This window comes from Pseudomonas sp. DTU_2021_1001937_2_SI_NGA_ILE_001 (assembly GCF_032463525.1).
GTDB lineage: Bacteria > Pseudomonadota > Gammaproteobacteria > Pseudomonadales > Pseudomonadaceae > Aquipseudomonas.
On record NZ_CP135971.1, the window covers coordinates 1,220,515 to 1,239,323 of the forward strand.

At 62.5% G+C, this 18,809-nt stretch carries 19 protein-coding genes; 11 read left to right on the plus strand and 8 right to left on the minus strand.

Going from position 1 to position 18,809, the window contains the following annotated elements; genetic code table 11:
* Position 1: 1 nt before the first annotated feature.
* Entirely contained in the window at positions 2–1,147 is a 1,146-nt protein-coding gene (locus RRX38_RS04760; RefSeq protein WP_315961746.1) for an MFS transporter, read from the minus strand.
* Between the two features lie 305 nt (positions 1,148–1,452).
* Here RRX38_RS04760 and RRX38_RS04765 point away from each other — a divergent pair, with 305 nt between their 5' ends.
* Together RRX38_RS04765 and RRX38_RS04770 are read left to right on the plus strand one after the other, a co-directional pair.
* Entirely contained in the window at positions 1,453–1,737 is a 285-nt protein-coding gene (locus RRX38_RS04765) for a hypothetical protein (protein ID WP_295472968.1), read from the plus strand.
* A 233-nt stretch (positions 1,738–1,970) separates the two neighbouring features.
* Positions 1,971–2,621 carry a YceH family protein gene (locus RRX38_RS04770; RefSeq protein WP_315961747.1) on the plus strand — a complete coding sequence of 217 codons (651 nt, stop codon included), beginning with the start codon at positions 1,971–1,973 and terminating at the stop codon, positions 2,619–2,621.
* Between the two features lie 2 nt (positions 2,622–2,623).
* Here RRX38_RS04770 and RRX38_RS04775 read toward each other — a convergent pair whose 3' ends face one another.
* The gene (locus tag RRX38_RS04775) at positions 2,624–3,436 is read right to left on the minus strand and encodes a shikimate 5-dehydrogenase (protein WP_315961748.1); all 813 of its coding nucleotides are present in this window, start codon (positions 3,434–3,436) and stop codon (positions 2,624–2,626) included.
* Positions 3,437–3,658: 222 nt separating this feature from the next.
* On the opposite strand from RRX38_RS04775, the gene RRX38_RS04780 reads away from it, so the two are divergent.
* Together RRX38_RS04780 and RRX38_RS04785 are read left to right on the plus strand one after the other, a co-directional pair.
* Positions 3,659–4,009 (plus strand): hypothetical protein, encoded by a 351-nt coding sequence (locus RRX38_RS04780; protein ID WP_295472964.1) that lies wholly within the window; start codon positions 3,659–3,661, stop codon positions 4,007–4,009.
* 218 nt (positions 4,010–4,227) lie between these two features.
* Positions 4,228–4,410 carry a hypothetical protein gene (locus tag RRX38_RS04785; protein ID WP_315961749.1) on the plus strand — a complete coding sequence of 61 codons (183 nt, stop codon included), beginning with the start codon at positions 4,228–4,230 and terminating at the stop codon, positions 4,408–4,410.
* A 9-nt stretch (positions 4,411–4,419) separates the two neighbouring features.
* Here RRX38_RS04785 and RRX38_RS04790 read toward each other — a convergent pair whose 3' ends face one another.
* Entirely contained in the window at positions 4,420–4,980 is a 561-nt protein-coding gene (locus RRX38_RS04790; protein WP_295472960.1) for a hypothetical protein, read from the minus strand.
* 340 nt (positions 4,981–5,320) lie between these two features.
* On the opposite strand from RRX38_RS04790, the gene pbpG reads away from it, so the two are divergent.
* Positions 5,321–6,262 carry a D-alanyl-D-alanine endopeptidase gene (gene pbpG / locus RRX38_RS04795; RefSeq protein WP_315961750.1) on the plus strand — a complete coding sequence of 314 codons (942 nt, stop codon included), beginning with the start codon at positions 5,321–5,323 and terminating at the stop codon, positions 6,260–6,262.
* 68 nt (positions 6,263–6,330) lie between these two features.
* On the opposite strand, the gene RRX38_RS04800 is transcribed toward pbpG, so the two are convergent.
* Together RRX38_RS04800 and RRX38_RS04805 are read right to left on the minus strand one after the other, a co-directional pair.
* The gene (locus RRX38_RS04800; protein ID WP_315961751.1) at positions 6,331–7,761 is read right to left on the minus strand and encodes an NAD-dependent succinate-semialdehyde dehydrogenase; all 1,431 of its coding nucleotides are present in this window, start codon (positions 7,759–7,761) and stop codon (positions 6,331–6,333) included.
* A gap of 81 nt (positions 7,762–7,842) precedes the next feature.
* On the minus strand, positions 7,843–8,700 hold the full coding sequence (locus tag RRX38_RS04805; protein ID WP_315961752.1) for an SDR family oxidoreductase: 858 nt from the start codon (positions 8,698–8,700) through the stop codon (positions 7,843–7,845).
* Positions 8,701–9,041: 341 nt separating this feature from the next.
* Between RRX38_RS04805 and RRX38_RS04810 the strand changes: the two genes are divergently transcribed.
* Positions 9,042–9,377 carry a hypothetical protein gene (locus RRX38_RS04810; RefSeq protein ID WP_315961753.1) on the plus strand — a complete coding sequence of 112 codons (336 nt, stop codon included), beginning with the start codon at positions 9,042–9,044 and terminating at the stop codon, positions 9,375–9,377.
* A gap of 76 nt (positions 9,378–9,453) precedes the next feature.
* On the opposite strand, the gene RRX38_RS04815 is transcribed toward RRX38_RS04810, so the two are convergent.
* The gene (locus RRX38_RS04815; RefSeq protein ID WP_315961754.1) at positions 9,454–9,936 is read right to left on the minus strand and encodes an Lrp/AsnC family transcriptional regulator; all 483 of its coding nucleotides are present in this window, start codon (positions 9,934–9,936) and stop codon (positions 9,454–9,456) included.
* A gap of 139 nt (positions 9,937–10,075) precedes the next feature.
* Here RRX38_RS04815 and RRX38_RS04820 point away from each other — a divergent pair, with 139 nt between their 5' ends.
* Positions 10,076–11,092, plus strand: a complete 1,017-nt coding sequence (locus RRX38_RS04820; protein ID WP_315961755.1) for a 1-aminocyclopropane-1-carboxylate deaminase — start codon at positions 10,076–10,078, stop codon at positions 11,090–11,092.
* 44 nt (positions 11,093–11,136) lie between these two features.
* On the opposite strand, the gene RRX38_RS04825 is transcribed toward RRX38_RS04820, so the two are convergent.
* Positions 11,137–11,319 carry a DUF2188 domain-containing protein gene (locus RRX38_RS04825; protein ID WP_295472946.1) on the minus strand — a complete coding sequence of 61 codons (183 nt, stop codon included), beginning with the start codon at positions 11,317–11,319 and terminating at the stop codon, positions 11,137–11,139.
* Between the two features lie 1,292 nt (positions 11,320–12,611).
* On the opposite strand from RRX38_RS04825, the gene RRX38_RS04830 reads away from it, so the two are divergent.
* The 3 genes from RRX38_RS04830 (at position 12,612) to RRX38_RS04840 (ending at position 15,742) form a co-directional block, all read left to right on the plus strand.
* Positions 12,612–13,148 (plus strand): DUF4880 domain-containing protein, encoded by a 537-nt coding sequence (locus tag RRX38_RS04830; protein WP_315961756.1) that lies wholly within the window; start codon positions 12,612–12,614, stop codon positions 13,146–13,148.
* 69 nt (positions 13,149–13,217) lie between these two features.
* Positions 13,218–14,375, plus strand: coding sequence for a M14-type cytosolic carboxypeptidase (locus RRX38_RS04835; protein WP_410524867.1), 1,158 nt, complete (start codon positions 13,218–13,220; stop codon positions 14,373–14,375).
* A 71-nt stretch (positions 14,376–14,446) separates the two neighbouring features.
* On the plus strand, positions 14,447–15,742 hold the full coding sequence (locus RRX38_RS04840) for a leucine-rich repeat-containing protein kinase family protein (protein ID WP_315961758.1): 1,296 nt from the start codon (positions 14,447–14,449) through the stop codon (positions 15,740–15,742).
* An 85-nt stretch (positions 15,743–15,827) separates the two neighbouring features.
* On the opposite strand, the gene RRX38_RS04845 is transcribed toward RRX38_RS04840, so the two are convergent.
* Positions 15,828–16,529, minus strand: a complete 702-nt coding sequence (locus RRX38_RS04845) for a YebC/PmpR family DNA-binding transcriptional regulator (protein WP_315961759.1) — start codon at positions 16,527–16,529, stop codon at positions 15,828–15,830.
* Between the two features lie 290 nt (positions 16,530–16,819).
* Here RRX38_RS04845 and RRX38_RS04850 point away from each other — a divergent pair, with 290 nt between their 5' ends.
* On the plus strand, positions 16,820–18,691 hold the full coding sequence (locus tag RRX38_RS04850) for a type VI secretion system Vgr family protein (RefSeq protein WP_315961760.1): 1,872 nt from the start codon (positions 16,820–16,822) through the stop codon (positions 18,689–18,691).
* Positions 18,692–18,809 lie beyond the last annotated feature (118 nt).

An 18,809-nucleotide genomic window follows, 5' to 3' on the forward strand; every position in this document is an offset into this window, starting at 1 on the left:
GTCACGCCGGCAGGCGCCCGGCGTCTTTGAGCATGGCCAGGGCAAGCAGCACCGACAGGCCGATGATCAGCGCCGCCACCATGCCGACGCTGGCCAGCCCCAGGTTGTCGATGACCCGACCACCGATCAGCGCCCCCAGGCCGATGCCCAGATTACCACCTGCCACATTCAGCGAAGCGGCAAAGGCCGGCGCCTGGGGCGCGGCCTTCATCAGCCGTACGTGGCAGACGAGAAACAGCGCAGCCTGAGTGATGCCCCACAGGGTCAGCGTCGCCGCCAGTGCCGGTAGCGAACCGATGCTGGGCACCACCGCCAGCACACCGGTGGCCAGCAGCACGCAGAAGAACAGGCTGGCCAGCAACGGGTGCCTGTCGACCATCCGCCCACCCCAGGCGTTGCCCAACAGGCCCACCGCACCGAAACCCATCAGGCACCACCCCACCAACGCACCATCGAAACCCGCCAAGCGTTCGAGGATGTCGGCCAGGTAGGTGTACGCCGTGAACATGCCGCTGAATACCAGCACCGACAACAACACGTGCCCCAGCAGTCGCGGACTGCGCAACAGCCCGAGCTGCCTGCGCATCGAGGCGGGCGCAAAAGGCTGACTGGCAGGCAGCCAGATCACCAATGAGCAGGCCTTGAGCAGCGCCAGCGCGCCCACTACCGCGAACGCTGCGCGCCAGCCGAAGGCATCGCTGATCAGCGTACCGACCGGAATGCCGAACACCATGGCCAGGATGATGCCTACGCCGAATCGCGCCACAGCGCGTCCGGCCTGGTCCGGGCCGGCCAGGTTAACGACCGTTTCGCTGGCCAGCGACCAGAACACCGGCAAGGCCAAGGCCGGCAGCAGCCGTGCCAGGGCCATGACCCCATAACTGGGGGCCAAGGACGCGAGCAGGTTGGACACCCCGAACACCAGCAGCATACCGATGAACAACCGCTTGCGTTCGAAACGGGAAAAGTAGGCGGTCAACAGCGGGCCGAGCGCTGCAACGGTGAAGGCGAACAGGGTGACTAGCAGACCGGCCTGGGAAATCGACACCTCAAGGTCCCTGGCCAGGGCCGGCAAGAGCCCAACGATGACGAACTCCGTGGTCACCACCGTGAAACCGGCGGCCGACAACAGGTAGACGGGCAACATGGAAAAACTCCAGATACAGACGCCACCCGGTTGAGGGCGTCAGGTGAAACGCCAGGCACGCAGCCCGGCGAAGAACGGCAGGTGGAACATGCGGCTGGGCGATGCTGTCGGTATGACAGCCACGCATCGACGCGCTCGGCATCCAAGAACACCCTTAACACAGACGTCGGGAACAAGCGCCCGGCAAGGAACGATGAATCAGGGTACCTGCGGTCGGGTCGGCCCTCGTACCTTGCGAAGCGCCTCTACTCGCTGTCCACTCTGTTACAATTTGCAACTTACTTACTAAAAGGAACTAAAGCACGATGAAAGTCGCTTCCCGCCTGAAAATTTCCGCCGTTCTCCTGACCTCCCTGCTTCTGGCCGCCTGCGGCAAATCCGTCGAGGGCACCTACACCGTCGCTTCCGGCCCGGTGAAGGGCGTCAAGCTGACCCTGGGCAAGGAAAAGTTCTCCTTCGAAACAGGCGCCAGCGGCACTTACGAGGTCAGCGGCGACAATGTGATTTTCACTGGCATGACCTTCAACGGCACGATGCACATTGAAGGCAAAAACCTGGTCAATGACAAATGGCGCTTTGAACGCGACTGATACCCTGACTCGCTGAGTCCGACAACAAGGGGGGGGCGATCCCATCGCGCCAAATCGCCGCCCCACTTGAGCCCAACACCCTGTAACAGGTCATTTCGCCTCATTCACGCGACCTCTGCGCGAGACTCATCTGCAGCCCCCTTATGGCGCAGCCCTTTCAGCCCCCTTTCCAAACTGCACACGACTGCGCCTTTGCAATAAACTGGCAGCCTGCCACTGTTCAGGAAGCGCCCATGTCCACGCCATCCACCCCAGCCGAAACCACCGAAGCCCTGCAGTTGGACGCCGTCCAAGTCAGGATTCTCGGCAGCCTGATCGAAAAGCAGGCCACCAGCCCGGAACACTACCCTCTTACGCTCAACGCTCTGATGCTGGCCTGTAATCAGAAGACCAGCCGCGAGCCGGTGATGAACCTGACCCAGGCGCAGGTCGGGCAGGCGCTGCGCAGCCTCGAAAACCTAGGGCTGGCGCGCCTGGTCATGGGTAGCCGCGCCGACCGCTGGGAGCACCGCGTCGATCGGCACCTGGAATTGGTGCCGGCCCAACTGATCCTCACCGGCCTGCTGTTGTTGCGCGGCCCGCAGACCGTTAACGAACTGCTGACCCGCAGCCAGCGCATGCACGACTTCGACGATGCCGGTCAGGTCGTCCACCAACTCGAACGCCTGATCGCCCGTGGCCTGGCGATTCTCCTGCCGCGCCAGGGCGGCCAGCGTGAAGACCGCTACATGCACAGCCTGGGCAGCGAAGAAGACCTGCAGGAACTGCTCAGTCAGCGGCAGAGCGCCCCGGAACGCTCTGCCTCAGCCAGCAGCGACCGCCTCGATGAGCTAGAGGCGCGCATTGCGGCGCTCGAAGAACGCCTGGCACACCTGGAAGGCTGAATTCAGCCGCGAGCGAACGCTGCCGCCCGCTGGTACTGCTCGTCACTCGGACGCACGCCGGTGTACAGAACGAACTGCTCCAGCGCCTGAATGGCCGCCACCTGGTCACCCGTGATCAGGCGCTTGCCCAGTCGCTGGCCTGCCTGGATCAGTGGCGTCAACGCTGGCGTGGCGACCACGTCAAAAAGCGTATCGGCCGCCTCGATGGCCTGCATCTCGAAGGCCAGTTCGTCGGCACAGTCCCCAGCCATCCCCAAGGGCGTGACATTCACCAGCAACGGCGGGCGCTCATCGCCCAGCGTCGGCTGCCAGCGCAGGCCGCAGGTCTCGGCCAGCTGCCGGCCAGCGCGCTCATTGCGGGCGACGATCAGACCCTCGTCGAAGCCGGCATCACGCATGGCGCAGGCCACGGCCTTGGCCATACCGCCACTGCCACGCAAGGCGAAGGGCGTACGCGGCACCGCATGGCTGTCGAGCAACTGCGCCACAGCGAGGTAATCGGTGTTGTAGGCCTTGAGATGACCAGCGGTATTGACGATGGTGTTGATCGAGTCGATGGCCGCCGCCGACGCGTCCAGTTCATCGACCAGTTCGATGCAGGCTTCCTTGAACGGCATGGACACACCACAGCCCCGGATACCCAATGCGCGCATGCCGGCCACGGCGCCAGGCAAGTCAGTGGGGGCGAAGGCCTTGTAGTAATAGTCAAGTTGCAGTTCGCGGTACAGGAAGTTGTGAAAACGCACCCCGAAGTTGCCCGGGCGAGCGGCGAGGGACATACAGAGCACGGTGTCCCTGCTGGCAGTAATGGGCATATGAATCTCCCGAACGGTATTGGATTAAAGCTGCGGCGCAGGCGTAAACTGGCAGCGACGAACGAAGCAGACAGCCGTTTGTCGCCCTGTCCCACGACCTTACACAAACTTTACTTTACGGCTTCGCAGATTGAACACTTTCGTGGTCTTAGTATTAACCCCGTGGCAGCACCAGAGCCTGGTGCCGTGCGACAACGGGTCGAAAGCCGAGGAACTACCGTCATGATTCGTCATTTACCCAAGATCGCCCTGTTAGTAGGTGCCCTCGCTCTGGCGACTCAAGCCAATGCGGGCGGCCGAGGCTGGGGAGGTCCGGCGATAGCGGGAGCGATTGTCGGCGCCGCCGTGGTAGGTGCCGCCGTGGCCAACAGCCACGACCGTACGGTCTACGTCGAGCGCGAGCCGGTCTATGTCCAGCCGCGCACCGTGTACTACGCACCGCCGCCTCCACCGGTCTATTATCAGCCGGCACCGGTATACGAGGTCGTGGAACGCTATCCGGCGCCGGTCTACTACCGTCACTACGGTCCGCCACCACCACCGGCCTACTACGGCCCTCCTCACCGCTGGTGAAGACACCCTGGAACCCCGCCCTTTGGCGGGGTTTCCTTTTTCAGCCGCACGACCCTCAATCAGGCCGGACGGCTGAAGCCGTTCCTGCGGCGTCAGACAACACTTACCGTTGACCGTCCGCGCGCCAATACATGGATCAATGACCACTATCGAGCAGGTTGATTTCTGCCTGCCGGGACCCTTGCGTAGAGTGAAGCCATCGATTGACGGAGGCATCCATGAGCAAGGTTCAAATCATGTCGGTGGTCGGCAGCGCCGTCCCCGTCTCACTGCGTGAACAGGGGCTGCTGGCCTGCTGGTACCTGATGCGTGACGGCGAGCCCGTCGACGGTCCATTCACCTCGCTGCCGGTCGCCCAGGCCCGGCACCTGCAGCTGGCCAGCCACGTGCTGAACAGCTGAACACGCCTGCTAGAGACGCTCGGCGATGACCACGATGATCTGACAACGCTGTGCCAGCTTCTGCAGACGCCGCTCCACAGCGGCGTACACGGTGCGGTCGCTACGACCGCTTTCCAGTTCGTCGATCAGGTCTCCAGCCACCTGGCGCAACTCGTGGACCACGACAATACGGTCGTCGTTGAGATCGTGCTTGTGGGACTCGAACAGACGGTGCAGATAATCCTGCAGCATGAACTTGAGATGATGCCGGTCACTGGCCCGCAGGTGCATCAGGTTAAGGTTGATGCGCCCCTGCATCTCGGTCAGCTCCGCACACAGATACTGGACCCGCCGGGCATAGCCGATTTCTCGTTCGCGCAGTTGTCGCTGCGCTTCCCTGGCCTGCTGGGCACGTTGAATCGCCGGTACCGCAACGGCCATCAGCAGCGCGACGACCACGCCCGTGGCCTGCACCCAGCCCGCCCAGTCCACCGGCTTGATGAAAAAGCCCGCTCCCAGCATGAGTACCGTCAAAGCTATCGCTGCGATGACCAGGAGCATGTAATCCTTGCCGACCAACCCTTTGGGCATTACCCGACTCCTTACTTCCAAGTTCTTCGAATGGCGTGGATGCTAATCGCTGCAGGTGCCGCGCGCCATGACTATCGAAATACCCGCGTGCTTATTGCAATACCCCGACTGTGCCGACCGCCACGGGTCTGGATCGCGGCCAGGGCCGGCGGCCCAGGTAATAAGCGGCTATCGTGAGCAAATACTTGCTGCCTACTTAACAGTGTCTGAATGAACAGGCTATTTATCCGGCAGCGCGGCAATTGCAGGCTACGCCCATCGACTTTAGTCGAAGGCTGCTTCTAGAATGCACGCCTTATGCCCCTGCCGTCGTGCATCCACGCACACTACCGAGTGAGTGTTGTTCTTGAAAATCCGTATTTGTGTATTGAGCATCCTGTTTGCCGTTACCGGACCCCTGTTCGCAAGCGCACAGGCCAGCGAGCCTGTTGCACTGAATCGCGACCCGGCCAATCTGCATCTGGCCTCGGGCAGCACCATGGTCGTCGACCTGCAGACCAACAAGGTCATCTATTCCAGCAACCCCGATGTCGTGGTACCCATCGCCTCAGTGACCAAGTTGATGACCGCCATGGTCGTGCTGGATGCCAAGCAGTCGATGGATGAAGTCATTCCCGTCGACATTTCCCAGACCAAGGAAATGAAAGGCGTATTTTCCCGCGTCAAGCTGGGCAGCCAACTGAGTCGGCGCGACATGTTGCTGATCACCCTGATGTCCTCGGAAAACCGCGCAGCAGCGAGCCTGGCGCACAGCTATCCGGGCGGTTACCCCGCCTTCATCCAGGCAATGAACGCCAAAGCCAAGGCCCTGGGCATGAAGCACACCGCCTACGTGGAGCCGACCGGGCTGTCGGTGTACAACGTGTCGACCGCACGCGACCTTACCAAACTAATCATGGAGGCGCGCAAATACCCGCTGCTCAGCGAGCTGAGCACCACCGAAGAGAAGACCGTGCGTTTCACCAAGCCCACCTACACCCTGGGTTTTCGCAATACCGACCACCTGGTGCATCGTGACAACTGGGACATTCGCCTGACCAAGACCGGCTTCACTAATCAGGCCGGCCATTGTCTGGTGTTGCTGACCAGCATGGCCAAGCGTCCGGTGTCGGTGGTGATCCTCGACGCATTCGGCAAGCAGACTCACTTCGCCGATGCAGCACGCCTGCGCCGCTGGCTGGAAACCGGGCAGAGCGGCCCGGTGCCGGCGGTGGCCCTGCAATACAAGAAGGAAAAGAACCTGTCGATCCGCCAGAACGGCCTGCAACAGGCCAAGGAATGATCCGATTCTGAAACGCCAGCGGCCCGGGGAGCCTCACTCCCCGGGCCGCTGGCGTTTTACGCTGGCGGTCAGCCGGACTGCGTGACCAGCTTGGTGTTGAGGTAGGCCTCGATGGCCTCGGTCCCCCCTTCAGAGCCATAACCGGAATCCTTGATGCCACCGAACGGCACCTCCGGCAGGCCGATACCCTGATGGTTGATGCTCAGCATACCGGCCTCGATGCCATAGCTGAGCGCCTGGGCGGTCTTGATCGAAGTGGTGAAGGCGTAGGACGCCAGCCCGTATGGCACGCGGTTGGATTCGGCAATCGCTTCCTCCACGCTGTCGAAAGGCACCAGCAAGGCCACGGGACCGAACGGCTCGTCGTTCATGATGCGCATCGCGGGAGTCAGCCCGCTGAGAACCGTCGGCTCGAAGAACCAGCCATCGCCCTCGATGGCCTTGCCGCCGGTCTCCAGCTTCGCGCCCTGGCGGACCGCATCTTCGACCAACTCGCGCAGCGCCGGCGCCCGACGCTCGTTGGCCAACGGCCCCATGGTGGTGGTGCTGTCCAAACCATCGCCCACCTGTACCTCACGGGTCAGGCCGACGAACTTCTCGACGAATTGCTCGAAAACCGGGCGCTGCACCAGTATGCGCGTTGGCGACACGCAGACCTGCCCGGCATTGCGGAACTTGGCGGTGGCCAGGGTACGTGCAGCCAGATCCAGGTCGGCATCGGCGAAGACCAGTGCCGGGGCGTGGCCCCCCAACTCCATGGTCGCGCGCTTCATGTGCTGCCCGGCCAATGCCGCCAGTTGCTTGCCCACCGGCGTGGAGCCGGTGAAGGTGACCTTGCGGATGACCGGATGAGGAATCAGGTAGCCGGAGATCTGCGCCGGGTCGCCATACACCAGACCGATCACCCCAGCCGGCACACCGGCGTCATGGAACGCACGGATCAGCTCAGCCGGCGATGCCGGGGTTTCTTCCGGAGCCTTGACGATGATCGAGCAACCGGCCGCCAGGGCCGACGACAGCTTGCGCACCACTTGGTTGATGGGGAAGTTCCAGGGCGTGAACGCCGCGACAGGGCCTACCGGCTCCTTGATGACCTTCTGCTCAACGCTGGCATTGCGCGACGGAACCAGACGGCCGTAGCTGCGCCGGCCTTCTTCGGCCAGCCAGTCGATGATATCGGCCGCCGAGAGGGTCTCGGCACGTGCTTCAGCGAGCGGCTTGCCCTGCTCCTGGGTCATGATCCTGGCGATGGCGTCGGCGCGCTCGCGCATCAGCACGGCGGCCTGGCGCATGATCTTGTAGCGTTCGAAAGCCGGCGTGGCGCGCCAGGTGGCAAAACCGCGCTCGGCAGCGGCGAGTGCGTCGTCCAGGTCGGCGATGTCGGCATGGGCGACCTGACCGATGACTTTCCCGGTGGCCGGGTTGACTACAGGCTGGGTACGGCCTTCGCGAGCGGCACGCCACTGGCCATCTATATACAGCTGTACATCAGGATACATCGCACATCTCCATTGGCAGGTTGCAAGTAGAATCGCGTGTCTTTTTCTACATGGGGACGTTGCCACGCAGATCAAGTGGACTCAGAGAATCGGCCGCCCACCGGTCACCCCGAAGCGCTCGCCAGACAAGTAACTGCCCTCGTCGCTGGCCAGCAGCACATACAACGGCGCCACTTCCACAGGCTGGCCGGGGCGCCCCAGCGGTGTATTGCTGCCGAACTGCTCGACCTCTTCGGCGGGCATGGTCGCCGGAATCAACGGCGTCCAGATCGGTCCGGGCGCCACACTGTTGACCCGGATGCCACGTTCACCCAGCAGTTGCGCCAGCCCGCCGGTGAAATTGGCGATGGCGCCCTTGGTGGTCGCGTAGGGCAACAGGGTCGGCTTGGGCATATCGGAATTCACCGAACTGGTGTTGATGATCGACGCCCCAGGCTGCATGTGTGGTACGGCTGCCTGGCAGATGCGAAACATCGCGGTGATGTTGATATCGAAAGTGCGCACCCATTCATCGTCAGGAATGTCTTCGAAGCGCTCATGGGTCATCTGGAACGCGGCGTTGTTGACCAGCACATCGAGGCGGCCGAACTGCGCAACGGTCTTGTCGACGATTTCTCGGCACACCGCCTTGTCGGCCAGGTCGCCCGGCAGCAACAGGCATTGGCGCCCTGCCCGCTCCACCCAGCGGGCGGTCTCCTGGGCATCTTCATGTTCATCCAGATAACCGATGGCGACATCGGCGCCCTCACGGGCAAAGGCGATGGCCACCGCGCGACCGATACCGCTGTCGGCACCGGTGATCAGCGCGACCTTGCCCTGCAGCTTGCCAGCGCCGACATAACGCTCTTCGCCGCAGTCGGGGTAAGGATCCATGCGGCCCTGGCTACCGGGCACCGGCTGGGTCTGTTTCGGGAAGGGGGGACGAGGATAGTCAGCCATGGGAATGCTCCTTTCAAAGGTGGGAGTGACCCTGTTTGTGGCCTTGCGCCCCCCGGCATCGTTCAGCACGTTGGCCTGCCCCCCTGACGAGCGGTCATCACCGACATGCAGGCGAGGCAATATGCCATCCATCGGAAATCGCCTCGCCACTGTAGCGCCAACGGTCCGTCGCAGATCGTCTTGCGCAGCTAACTCGCTGACTGTTCGAAGAAAAGACTCCATGGCTGCTAGTCGCTCCAAAACGCCCGCGATGGGGCCGATGAACGGTACTGCGCCCAAAGTTTTGGATCCCATATTTTCTAACCACGCACGGCGCGTCATCTCATCCGCAGGAGGCACCGATGAAAGCCCTGATTCTAACCCTGACCCTTCTTGCGCCAGGTCTGGCCGTCCAGGCGAGCGAACGCAATATCGACATTCCCCATGACCCCAATGCCCGGCATGCCCTGTTGGAGAAATCCGGCCATGCCCAGCAGCGCGTGGTGGTCACTCGTCGCGATGGGTTACTGGGGACGCTGTATTCACGCCTGGTGTACAACTGCGAGCGCCAGACCGTAGCGTTGCTGGGCATCGGCGAGAACCTGCAGGCCCTGCCCGCTGCACGCCCCTCTGCCGGCATGCTTCCGGTCATTCCCGATTCGACAGCCGCCTATATCGCCAGCGAAGCCTGCAGCTGAGCGACAGCCCGAACCTGCGCCGTGGTCTGCCGGCGCCCGATGCTGATCGCCCTGCCTCCCCCGCAAACCTGTTCGCTCAGAACGACAGCTGGGTAGTCGACAGCACTTGGCGCAAGCCCATGAACGAGCGGATCTGCCGGACACCGGGCAGGTAAAGTAATTGCTCGGCATGCAGACGGTTGAAGCTCTGGTTGTCGCGGGTGCGCAACAGCACGAAGTAATCGAACTCACCCGTTACCACGTGCACTTCCATACAGCCGGAGACCTTCTGCACGGCGGCCTCGAATTGCGCGAACGACTCAGGTGTGGAGCGATCCAGTACTACGCCGATCAGAACCACCATGCCCGCGTCCAGACGTTCACCATCGAGCAGCGCGACCGTACTGCGGATAACCCCGGTTTCCTTGAGGCGTTCGACCCGTCGTAGACAGGCAGGCGGGCTGAGATTGACCTTGGCGGCCAACGCCACGTTGGAGATCGAGGCATCGCGCTGCAGCAGCCGCAGGATGGCCTTGTCCGTGCGATCCAAAGCCAGGGCAGTTTCATTTGTTGCTTTCATTAGCCTTTCCACGAACTTCTGTTTCGTTAATTAAAGATAAGCTGACATTTGTTATTTTTTCATCGCATTTTTTGCAATCCGCTTTTTGGCGATCGTTTCTAGGCTTCAAGACATCGCAATCAAACGATGGAGCCGTGCCATGAACCTTGAGAAATTCCCGCGCTATCCCCTCACCTTCGGACCTTCGCCAATCACCCCGCTCAAGCGCCTGAGCGAACATCTGGGCGGCAAGGTCGAGCTGTATGCCAAACGCGAAGACTGCAACAGTGGACTGGCATTCGGCGGCAACAAGACGCGCAAGCTGGAATATCTGATTCCCGAGGCTCTGGCTGGCGGCTACGACACGCTGGTGTCGATCGGCGGCATCCAGTCCAACCAGACCCGGCAGGTCGCAGCGGTTGCCGCGCACCTGGGCATGAAGTGCGTACTGGTGCAGGAAAACTGGGTCAACTACTCCGACGCGGTCTATGACCGGGTGGGTAATATCGAGATGTCCAGGATCATGGGGGCTGACGTAAGGCTCGACGCCGCGGGCTTCGATATCGGTATCCGCCCCAGCTGGGAACAGGCCATGGCCGATGTCAGGGCTGCCGGTGGCAAGCCGTTCCCTATTCCGGCCGGTTGCTCGGAACACCCTTATGGCGGTCTGGGTTTTGTCGGCTTCGCCGAAGAGGTGCGTGCCCAGGAGCAGGCTCTGGGGTTCACCTTTGACTACATCGTGGTCTGCTCGGTGACCGGCAGCACCCAGGCGGGCATGGTCGCCGGCTTCGCGGCAGATGGCCGGGCCAGACGCGTGATCGGCATCGACGCTTCGGCCAAGCCCGAGAAGACCCATGCGCAGATCCTGCGCATTGCCCGACACACCGCGGAACTGGTGGAGCTGGACCAGCCCATCACCGCCGAGGACGTGATACTCGACACCCGTTATGGTGGACCGGAATACGGTTTGCCGAACGAGGGCACGCTCGAGGCGATCCGCCTGTGCGCCAGACTCGAAGGTGTATTGACCGACCCGGTGTACGAGGGCAAATCCATGCACGGGATGATCGATAAGGTACGCAACGGCGATTTCCCCGAAGGCTCGCGCGTGCTGTATGCACACCTGGGTGGCGTGCCGGCGCTCAATGCCTACAGCTTCCTGTTCCGCAACGGTTGAGCACCCGCCAGGCCCCGGCCGCTAACACGACCGGGGCCTGGCGATCAGTGATGGGTATCTGGCCGGGCTGTCCGGGTCGGCAGACAAACCGCGTAGGCCATCGCCTCATCGCGGGTATTGAAAGTGGCCAGCCGGTCATGGTCGGTGCAGACCCGCCAGGGTCCGTTGTTCACACTGATCACTTGGTAGCCGTTGACTTGCATCTTGTGCAGCATCGCAGTGCTCATGTTCACCTCCAGAAAGCGGATGTGTTGCATCACTTACCTTACACCCCCACGCCGACAAGAGGCCGACCGTTCGGCACATCTTCACCAAGCCCGGTCACCGATACACATCCGGCCCCCGGATGTCGAACGCCTCCCAGCGTTTTCCCATCACCGAAGAGCAAGCATCACCTTGACATCGCTACGCCTGTCGGGCTAGCCGTGCGACAGCTTGTCACAGGGTGTTACCCTGCATACGCATCTGCTCAGGTGTTCGGGTAGCACGGAAACATTTCAGGCAGATGAACAGGTTGATAGAGCCGATGAGAGTGGCGTGAAGCCCCGGTTTTCGGGAGTTTTAAAAAATTGGCACGGCATCTGCTTAGATACAGGCATAACAAGAACAAGAAACGCAGCAACCCAATAAAAACAAGATGCACCGGCTCTGACATAACAAGAACAACACGGACAGAGACGCAGCCAACTGATTTTTTTGAAGTCGATCGCTTCACGGGCCGCGTGCCCACGACCGGTCACAGAACAACAAGACTGCCCAAGGCAGCTACACGACAGGTTGGATCTTTCACCGAAGATCGATCAGCGCTCAAAAAAATACGTTTGCTCTTGACCCCGCATGGGGGTCGCCAAAGCAGGAACGGGCCAGGCTACCAAGAACAACAACAGGCCACCCGAAAAACAAAAAGAGCATACCAAGAAACCTTGAAGGGGAGCCCAGGCTCCCCTTCGTGCTTTCCGTCATTCCCTTTCTGCACCCCATTCCCGCCAGCCACGCGCGGCAGCAGGCAGCGCCCAGCGAAGCGCAAGGCGGTATAAGGAAAAAAGTGAAGGGGGAAGCAGTGGCATCACGCCACCTTAGACAAGACACACTCCATCGATCACGCCAGATGGATTGTATATTTCAATCAATGCGGAAAAAGCCTTGAACGAAAAATGATAATGATTATTATTTATCTCGCTGGTCGCGAGACTGGCGGGTAACCCCGGAGTCACAGGTCGACTCCAGGATTATCTCCTCATCAGGCTAATCACGGTTTTTGACCCGGCTTTTTGCCGGGTCTTTTTTTTGGTTTTTCGCTGCTTCAGGCTAATGAAGTCGGAAGGTGCTGCATATGCCGCGCAGCATAACAAAGGCTCACCCTGTCGGGTCATAGAATCTTCCTCACGACACGATGGAATAAGGCAATTGTTCATGTCTAACACTTGAGAATGCTTATCGGTTGCACTAGCCTGTTTTAATTATGGATGCCACCTCCTCGGCATGACCTTTCTTCCAGGACCCTCCACGAGCGATGCCCATGAGTAGCCAGATTTTGTCTGCATTGCCGGGCTCCAGGCCGGCCGCCTCCGACGTCAGCGCGCAGGACCTCGCACTCGCCCGCCGACTGCGCAAGCTGTCGCGACGTACTCGGCAGATCTTCCTGCTCTGTCGGCTGGAGCAGCGTTCGCATGCCGAAGTCGCCGCCTTCATACAGGTAGACGCCGCCAAGGTAGAACGCGCCATGTTGCGGGCCATGCGCCAGGCTCATCGCCATCTGGCAGATCCGGCTGCACCCTTGGCCATCCACGACAGCGCCGATGCCTGGTACATCCACCTGCAGAACCCTTCGGCCACACCCAGCCAGCGAATCGAATTCCGTCACTGGCTGGACGCCGACCCGGCCCACCTGGCCGCCTTTCAGGCCAGTGAACGGCTGTGGCAGCGCCTGCGTGCCCCAGCGGCACTGTTGGGCGCCAGCGGCTGGCATCGCCGCAAACCCAAGGGAACACTGGCCTGGTGCTTGGCCGTCACGTTCGTCTGCAGCCTTCTGACGGCCGTGGAAACCTTCAGCTGATCGTCAATGACCCATTCACGACTGAACCGCGCGGTTCAATCCCTGTAAAGTAGCCGCCATGTTCTGTGCATGCGCCTACAGGGAGACCACGTGAGTCCGATCATCCGTGCCGATTTCGACAGCGGCAACATTGAAGTCATCGACGCCGGTAACCCGGCAGCCATCGAGCTGGCTATCCGCCCGGATACCCACAGCGCGCATTACCAATGGTTCCACTTCAAGGTCGAGGCCCTGGTGCCAGGCCAGCGCTACACCTTCAGGCTCGGCAATGCCGGCGGTTCCAGCTATGGCCACGCCTGGCACGGCTACAACGCCGTCGCCTCCACCAACGGACACGACTGGTTCCGCGTGCCATCGAGCTTCGACGGCCAGGCACTGACATTCACCTACGAGGCTGAGGGGCCGCAGGTCTGGTTCGCCTATTTCGAACCCTATAGCCGCGCGCGCCATGACCGGCTGATCACCCAGGCAGAACAACAGGCCGGCTGCCAACGTCTGGCCACCGGGCAGAGCGTCGAGGGCCGCAGCATCCCGCTGTTGCGCAAAGGCGATGGCGCACCGGGCAAGCGCAAGATCTGGATCATCGCCCAGCAGCACCCTGGCGAGCACATGGCCGAGTGGTTCATGGAAGGCATCATCGAACGCCTGCAAGCGCCTGCCGACACCAGCCTGCAGCAGCTGCTGGGCGCCGCTGATCTGTATCTGGTGCCGAACATGAACCCCGATGGTGCCTTCCACGGCCACCTGCGCACCAACGCACGTGGCAAGGACCTCAACCGGGCCTGGCAGGACGCCAACGCGGAAGACACTCCCGAGGTGCACTTCGTCCAGCAGCAGATGGAAAAGTATGGTGTCGACATGTTCCTCGACGCCCACGGCGACGAAGACATTCCACATGTATTCACCGCCGCCTGCGAAGGCAACCCTGGCTACACGCCGAAGCAGGCCGAGCTGGAAGCCCAGTTCCGCAGAACCCTGGAGAGCATCACCAAGGACTTCCAGAGCGTGCACGGGTACCCGCTCAGTGCACCGGGGCAGGCCAACATGACCCTGGCCTGCAATAGCGTCGGCGAACGCTACCAATGCCTGGCACTGACCCTGGAAATGCCGTTCAAGGACCATGACGATGCGCCCAACCCGCGCACCGGCTGGTCTGGCGAGCGCTCGAAGAAGCTGGGGGATGACGTGCTCACCACACTGTCGCGCATGGTGCACGACCTGCGCTGAATCAGGCGGCGGCCGCTGACCCCGGCCGCCCCTCAGCATTCCCTGCCCTCCTTCGCTGGACGACTTGCCCGATGCACACCCTTGCAGACCTGCGCGCCGGCCGCCTGGCCGGTATCGAACGCCTCGACCTGAGCTGCGGCCTGGAGCAGTTTCCGCCGGAAATCTTCGAGCTGGCCGACACGCTTCGCGTGCTGAACCTCAGCGGCAACGCTCTGGATCAGCTACCCGATGACTTGTACCGACTGGATCGTCTCGAAGTGCTGTTCGCCTCGGAAAACCGTTTCACCGAGCTGCCATCTGCGCTGGGACGCTGCAAGCGGCTGAGCATGATCGGCTTCAAGGCCAATCGCATCGAGCATATACCTGCCCAGGCACTGCCCGCCCACCTGCGCTGGCTGATCCTCACCGACAACCACCTGGAAAGCCTGCCTGAGCAACTGGGCCACTGCAGCGACCTGCAAAAACTGATGCTGGCGGGCAACCGGCTGCGCAGCCTGCCGGCCAGCCTGGCGAACTGTGACCGCCTGGAACTGCTGCGCATCGCCTCCAATCGGCTGGACACCCTGCCCGACTGGCTGCTGAGCATGCCGGCACTGGCCTGGCTGGCCCACGCCGGCAATCCGTTCAGTACCTGCCCGGCGCCGGCGCGCATTCGCCGCATACCCTGGCGGCAGTTGACGGTCAGCCAGCAGCTGGGGGAAGGCGCATCGGGCATCATCCAGCAGGGCCAGTGGCAGAGCGAGGAAGGCTCACGGCCGGTCGCGATCAAACTGTACAAAGGGGAGCTCACCAGTGACGGCTCGCCTCTGGACGAAATGCAGGCCTGCATGGCTGCCGCCACGCATCCACAGCTGATCGACGTTCTGGGAGAAATCACCGATCACCCAGAGCAGCGCCGCGGACTGGTCATGGGGCTGATCGACCCGGAATGGAGCAACCTGGCCGGGCCGCCCAGCCTGGACTCCTGCACCCGCGACTGCTACCCGGCAGACCTGACCCTCGACCTGCCGGCGCTGATGCGCCTGGCCACGGGTATCGCCGCCGTGACGGCCCATCTGCATGCGCGCTCGCTGACCCACGGCGACCTGTATGCGCACAACATTCTCTGGCAACCAGACGGTCGGTGCCTGCTAGGTGATTTCGGTGCAGCCGCCTTCCATCCTGCGGCTGCCCAGGCACAAGCGCTGGAGCGGATCGAAGTGAGGGCTTTCGGGATTTTCTTGCAGGAATTGCTCGACCGCTGCCCGGCGGCCAGCGACGAAAGCCGCCTGCAGACACTGGCACAGGCCTGCCGACAGGACCAGGTACTGGCGCGACCGGCGATGCACGAGGTACATCGCCTTCTGCTGCAACTGTCTGAGGCATGACGCCACAGACCCTGTCTGCGCGGGGCGGCGGTTTCAACCGCAACGGTCCTGGTGAGCGAAACCGCCAAGTGTCAGTGAGCGGGCCTCAGGCCAGGCCCACGTACATGTTCTGTACGTCGTCATGGTTGTCGAGCGCTTCCAGAAACGCCTCGACCTCGGCCATCTGTTCATCATTCAGGCCATCCACGGTGTTCTTCGGCCGGTAGCCCAGTTGCGCGGATTGCACGGTGAAGCCCTGGTCAGGCAGCGCCTTGCACACAGCGTCGAGGTCAGTCGGTTCGGTGAGGAACAGCACCACCCCGTCCTCGCCCATCTCGCAATCCTGAGCGCCGGCTTCGATGGCCGCTTCCTCGGGGTCCAGGTCTTCGGTGTTGGCCACGGCCTCGATCATGCCCTGGTACAGGAAATCCCAAGACACCGAGCCGGAAGCGCCCAGCTGCCCCTTGCGAAACAGCACGCGGATTTCCGCGACGGTGCGGTTGACGTTGTCGGTAAGGCACTCGACGATCACTGGCACGCGGTGCGGGGCAAAACCTTCGTAGGTCACGCGCTCGAAGCTCACGCTCTCGCCCAGCAGGCCGGCACCCTTCTTGATCGCCCGCTCCAGGGTGTCACGCGGCATCGAAGCCTTCTTCGCCTGCTCCACCACCAAGCGCAGGCGCGAGTTCATGTCAGGATCGGCGCCGGCGCGGGCGGCGACCATGATTTCCTTGGACAGCTTGCCGAAAATCTTGCCCTTGGCATTGGCAGCCGCTTCTTTATGTTTGGCTTTCCACTGTGCGCCCATGTCTGCTCTCTTGATTCGCTGGCGTCCCGCCGCTCGGGCACCGCTTTGGCGCGCCTCGGTACAGGACGTTGAAAAGATACTGCCCGGAACACCCGGGGACAGGGCGAGCATTCTATACGCCCGCCGCGCAGATGGAACCCCTGGCAAAGCGGCCCGGGTCGTGTTGGACAATTACCCGGCACGTAACGAGACCTGTAGTCCATTTCTGAAATAACCCACCGACATGCTTTTGCCGCCCGGCATTTCGTACCCTTCGCAGCCTGAAAACCCGTGGATGCAGAGTCCCCAGCATGACCCAAGTACCCCCCTGGCCGATGACCCTGAAGATCGCCGGCTGCCTGCCCGACCTGCAGGTGGCCGGCTACACCGGCCAGGAAGCCCTCAACGAACCCTGGCGCTTCGACGTCGAGCTGATCAGCCGGGAAGCCCACATGGACCTCGCCCGCCTCACCGGACGCCAGGCCCGACTGACCCTCGCTGGCGGACACCCCGGCGTGTCAGGCGAGATCACCCGTGTCACCCAGGTCTACGCCGGCACCTGCCTGAGCCACTACCGCCTGACGCTGGGGCCTGCGCTCGGGCGCCTGAATGGCCCGCCACGCCAGCGCGCTTTCCACCATCTCAGCGCACCGCAGATCATCGAACGCCTGCTCGGCGAGCATGGTTTCACGGTGCAGGACTACCGCTTCGAGGCCCTGCAAGGGCTCTACCAGACTCGCCCATTGTGCATGCAGCATCGGGAAAGCGACCTGCATCTGCTGCAGCGGCTGTGCGAAGAGGAAGGACTCTATTTCCGCTTCGTCGACACACAACTGGTGTTCTCCGACGACCCGTGCAGCTTTGCCGAGCGCTCCAGAGCCTTGCCGCTCGGGCCCTGCCCGGCCAGCGGGCAGGCACTTGGCGATCTCGTCGAAAGCCTGACCATCCGCAGCGCCACCCCCGAGCCTGCCAGCCCTGGCGAACTGGCCTGCCCAGCGGGCGAGCGTTGCGCCCAGGCTGACAATCAGCCCTGTGAACGGCAGGGTCCCGACAGCGACCTGCAACGTCGTGCCCGGCGTCTCGAACGACTTCGCGGGCAAACCCGCCAGGTGCAGGGGTGGAGCCGCGACGCGGCGCTGACTTGCGGACAGGTGGTACGGGTGGTCGGGCACTCGCAGCCGCGCTTCAATGACCATTGGCTGGTCACCCGGCTGCGCCACGTCGGCCGCCAGCCTGAAGTCTTCGAAGGCCATGACCCCTACGACATCGCCGCAATCGTTGCCCAGCTGGCAGTACCCGATACCACGCAGGAGGACGACCTGGACAACTATGTCAATCACTTCGAAGTGATCGAGTGGACACATGCCTTCCGCCCCCAGCTCAAGCATCCCAGGCCACCGGCGAGCGGTGTGCAGCCTGCCACGCTGATGGGCGGCACGCCTGATGCGAGCGGTTGCCTGCCAGTGCGTTTCGACTGGCAGCTCTCGGCACCAATGCCGCCAACCTGGCCACGGGCACAACTGGCCGTTGAACGCATTCCTGTGGGACACCGGCTGAGCGAGGGCGACCGGGTGCTGATAGCCTGCCTGGACAACGACCCCGACCGCCCCGTGATCTGCGCCCTGCTCGCTGCAGCAGGGCAGCATGCTACGCCACGCCTGTGGCTGGATGGCCTGGAAATGAGCACGCTACCCGAGGCGCTGCAAGTGAAGGCCGGGCAGTCCCTGACGATACGGGGTAGCCAGGAGCTGGTCGTGGAGGGTCTGGCGGGAGCCCTGAAGATGACCGGCCAGGGTATCGGGGTACAGGGCAGTCATGCGCTGCGCCTGGGACAGCAGCCTCTGCAGGCCGCCCTGAAGGACCTGCGGCTCGACACAGCGGAATACGCGCCAGGCCGGCAGGTCTGGTACATCGTGCGCATGGCCGAACCGGGGCTGGAGCACCTTTCGCGACTGAATGCCGAGGATGTGCTGTTCGAGGGCCGCAGCGACGAAAATGGCTGCCTGGGGCTGACGCCCATCGATCGTCAGCGCCTGGCCGTCGAGTATGCCCGTACACCGGGGCAGTTGTGCCTGCTCCAACCGGGCCGCTGTGTGACGCTGTACGAGCACCTGCATCGCAGCGAGCAGCAGGACCTGCACGTCGCGCTTCTGGAAGTCGGGCGTTTGCAGCCTGCTCCTTAGCGGGGTGACTCACAAGTTCGGGCGATACTCTTGATGTCAGGCAGAGCGCAGCCGCAAGGCGTAGCAACGCAGCGTCGCAACGAAGATCACGGCGCACTGGTACGGCGGACTCGTGATT

Bases quoted from the DNA above. Each gene is read 5' to 3' on its own strand.
- RRX38_RS04785 (WP_315961749.1), top strand. From the start codon at position 4,228: ATGAGCAAGGTTCAAATCATGTCGGTGGTCGGCAGCGCCGTCCCCGTC.
- RRX38_RS04835 (WP_410524867.1), top strand. From the start codon at position 13,218: ATGCGCCTACAGGGAGACCACGTGAGTCCGATCATCCGTGCCGATTTC.
- RRX38_RS04790 (WP_295472960.1), bottom strand. From the start codon at position 4,980: ATGCCCAAAGGGTTGGTCGGCAAGGATTACATGCTCCTGGTCATCGCA.
- RRX38_RS04770 (WP_315961747.1), top strand. From the start codon at position 1,971: ATGTCCACGCCATCCACCCCAGCCGAAACCACCGAAGCCCTGCAGTTG.
- RRX38_RS04825 (WP_295472946.1), bottom strand. From the start codon at position 11,319: ATGAGCACTGCGATGCTGCACAAGATGCAAGTCAACGGCTACCAAGTG.
- RRX38_RS04775 (WP_315961748.1), bottom strand. From the start codon at position 3,436: ATGCCCATTACTGCCAGCAGGGACACCGTGCTCTGTATGTCCCTCGCC.
- RRX38_RS04800 (WP_315961751.1), bottom strand. From the start codon at position 7,761: ATGTATCCTGATGTACAGCTGTATATAGATGGCCAGTGGCGTGCCGCT.
- RRX38_RS04805 (WP_315961752.1), bottom strand. From the start codon at position 8,700: ATGGCTGACTATCCTCGTCCCCCCTTCCCGAAACAGACCCAGCCGGTG.
- RRX38_RS04815 (WP_315961754.1), bottom strand. From the start codon at position 9,936: ATGAAAGCAACAAATGAAACTGCCCTGGCTTTGGATCGCACGGACAAG.
- RRX38_RS04780 (WP_295472964.1), top strand. From the start codon at position 3,659: ATGATTCGTCATTTACCCAAGATCGCCCTGTTAGTAGGTGCCCTCGCT.
- RRX38_RS04840 (WP_315961758.1), top strand. From the start codon at position 14,447: ATGCACACCCTTGCAGACCTGCGCGCCGGCCGCCTGGCCGGTATCGAA.
- RRX38_RS04760 (WP_315961746.1), bottom strand. From the start codon at position 1,147: ATGTTGCCCGTCTACCTGTTGTCGGCCGCCGGTTTCACGGTGGTGACC.
- RRX38_RS04830 (WP_315961756.1), top strand. From the start codon at position 12,612: ATGAGTAGCCAGATTTTGTCTGCATTGCCGGGCTCCAGGCCGGCCGCC.
- RRX38_RS04810 (WP_315961753.1), top strand. From the start codon at position 9,042: ATGAAAGCCCTGATTCTAACCCTGACCCTTCTTGCGCCAGGTCTGGCC.
- RRX38_RS04850 (WP_315961760.1), top strand. From the start codon at position 16,820: ATGACCCAAGTACCCCCCTGGCCGATGACCCTGAAGATCGCCGGCTGC.
- RRX38_RS04765 (WP_295472968.1), top strand. From the start codon at position 1,453: ATGAAAGTCGCTTCCCGCCTGAAAATTTCCGCCGTTCTCCTGACCTCC.
- RRX38_RS04845 (WP_315961759.1), bottom strand. From the start codon at position 16,529: ATGGGCGCACAGTGGAAAGCCAAACATAAAGAAGCGGCTGCCAATGCC.
- RRX38_RS04820 (WP_315961755.1), top strand. From the start codon at position 10,076: ATGAACCTTGAGAAATTCCCGCGCTATCCCCTCACCTTCGGACCTTCG.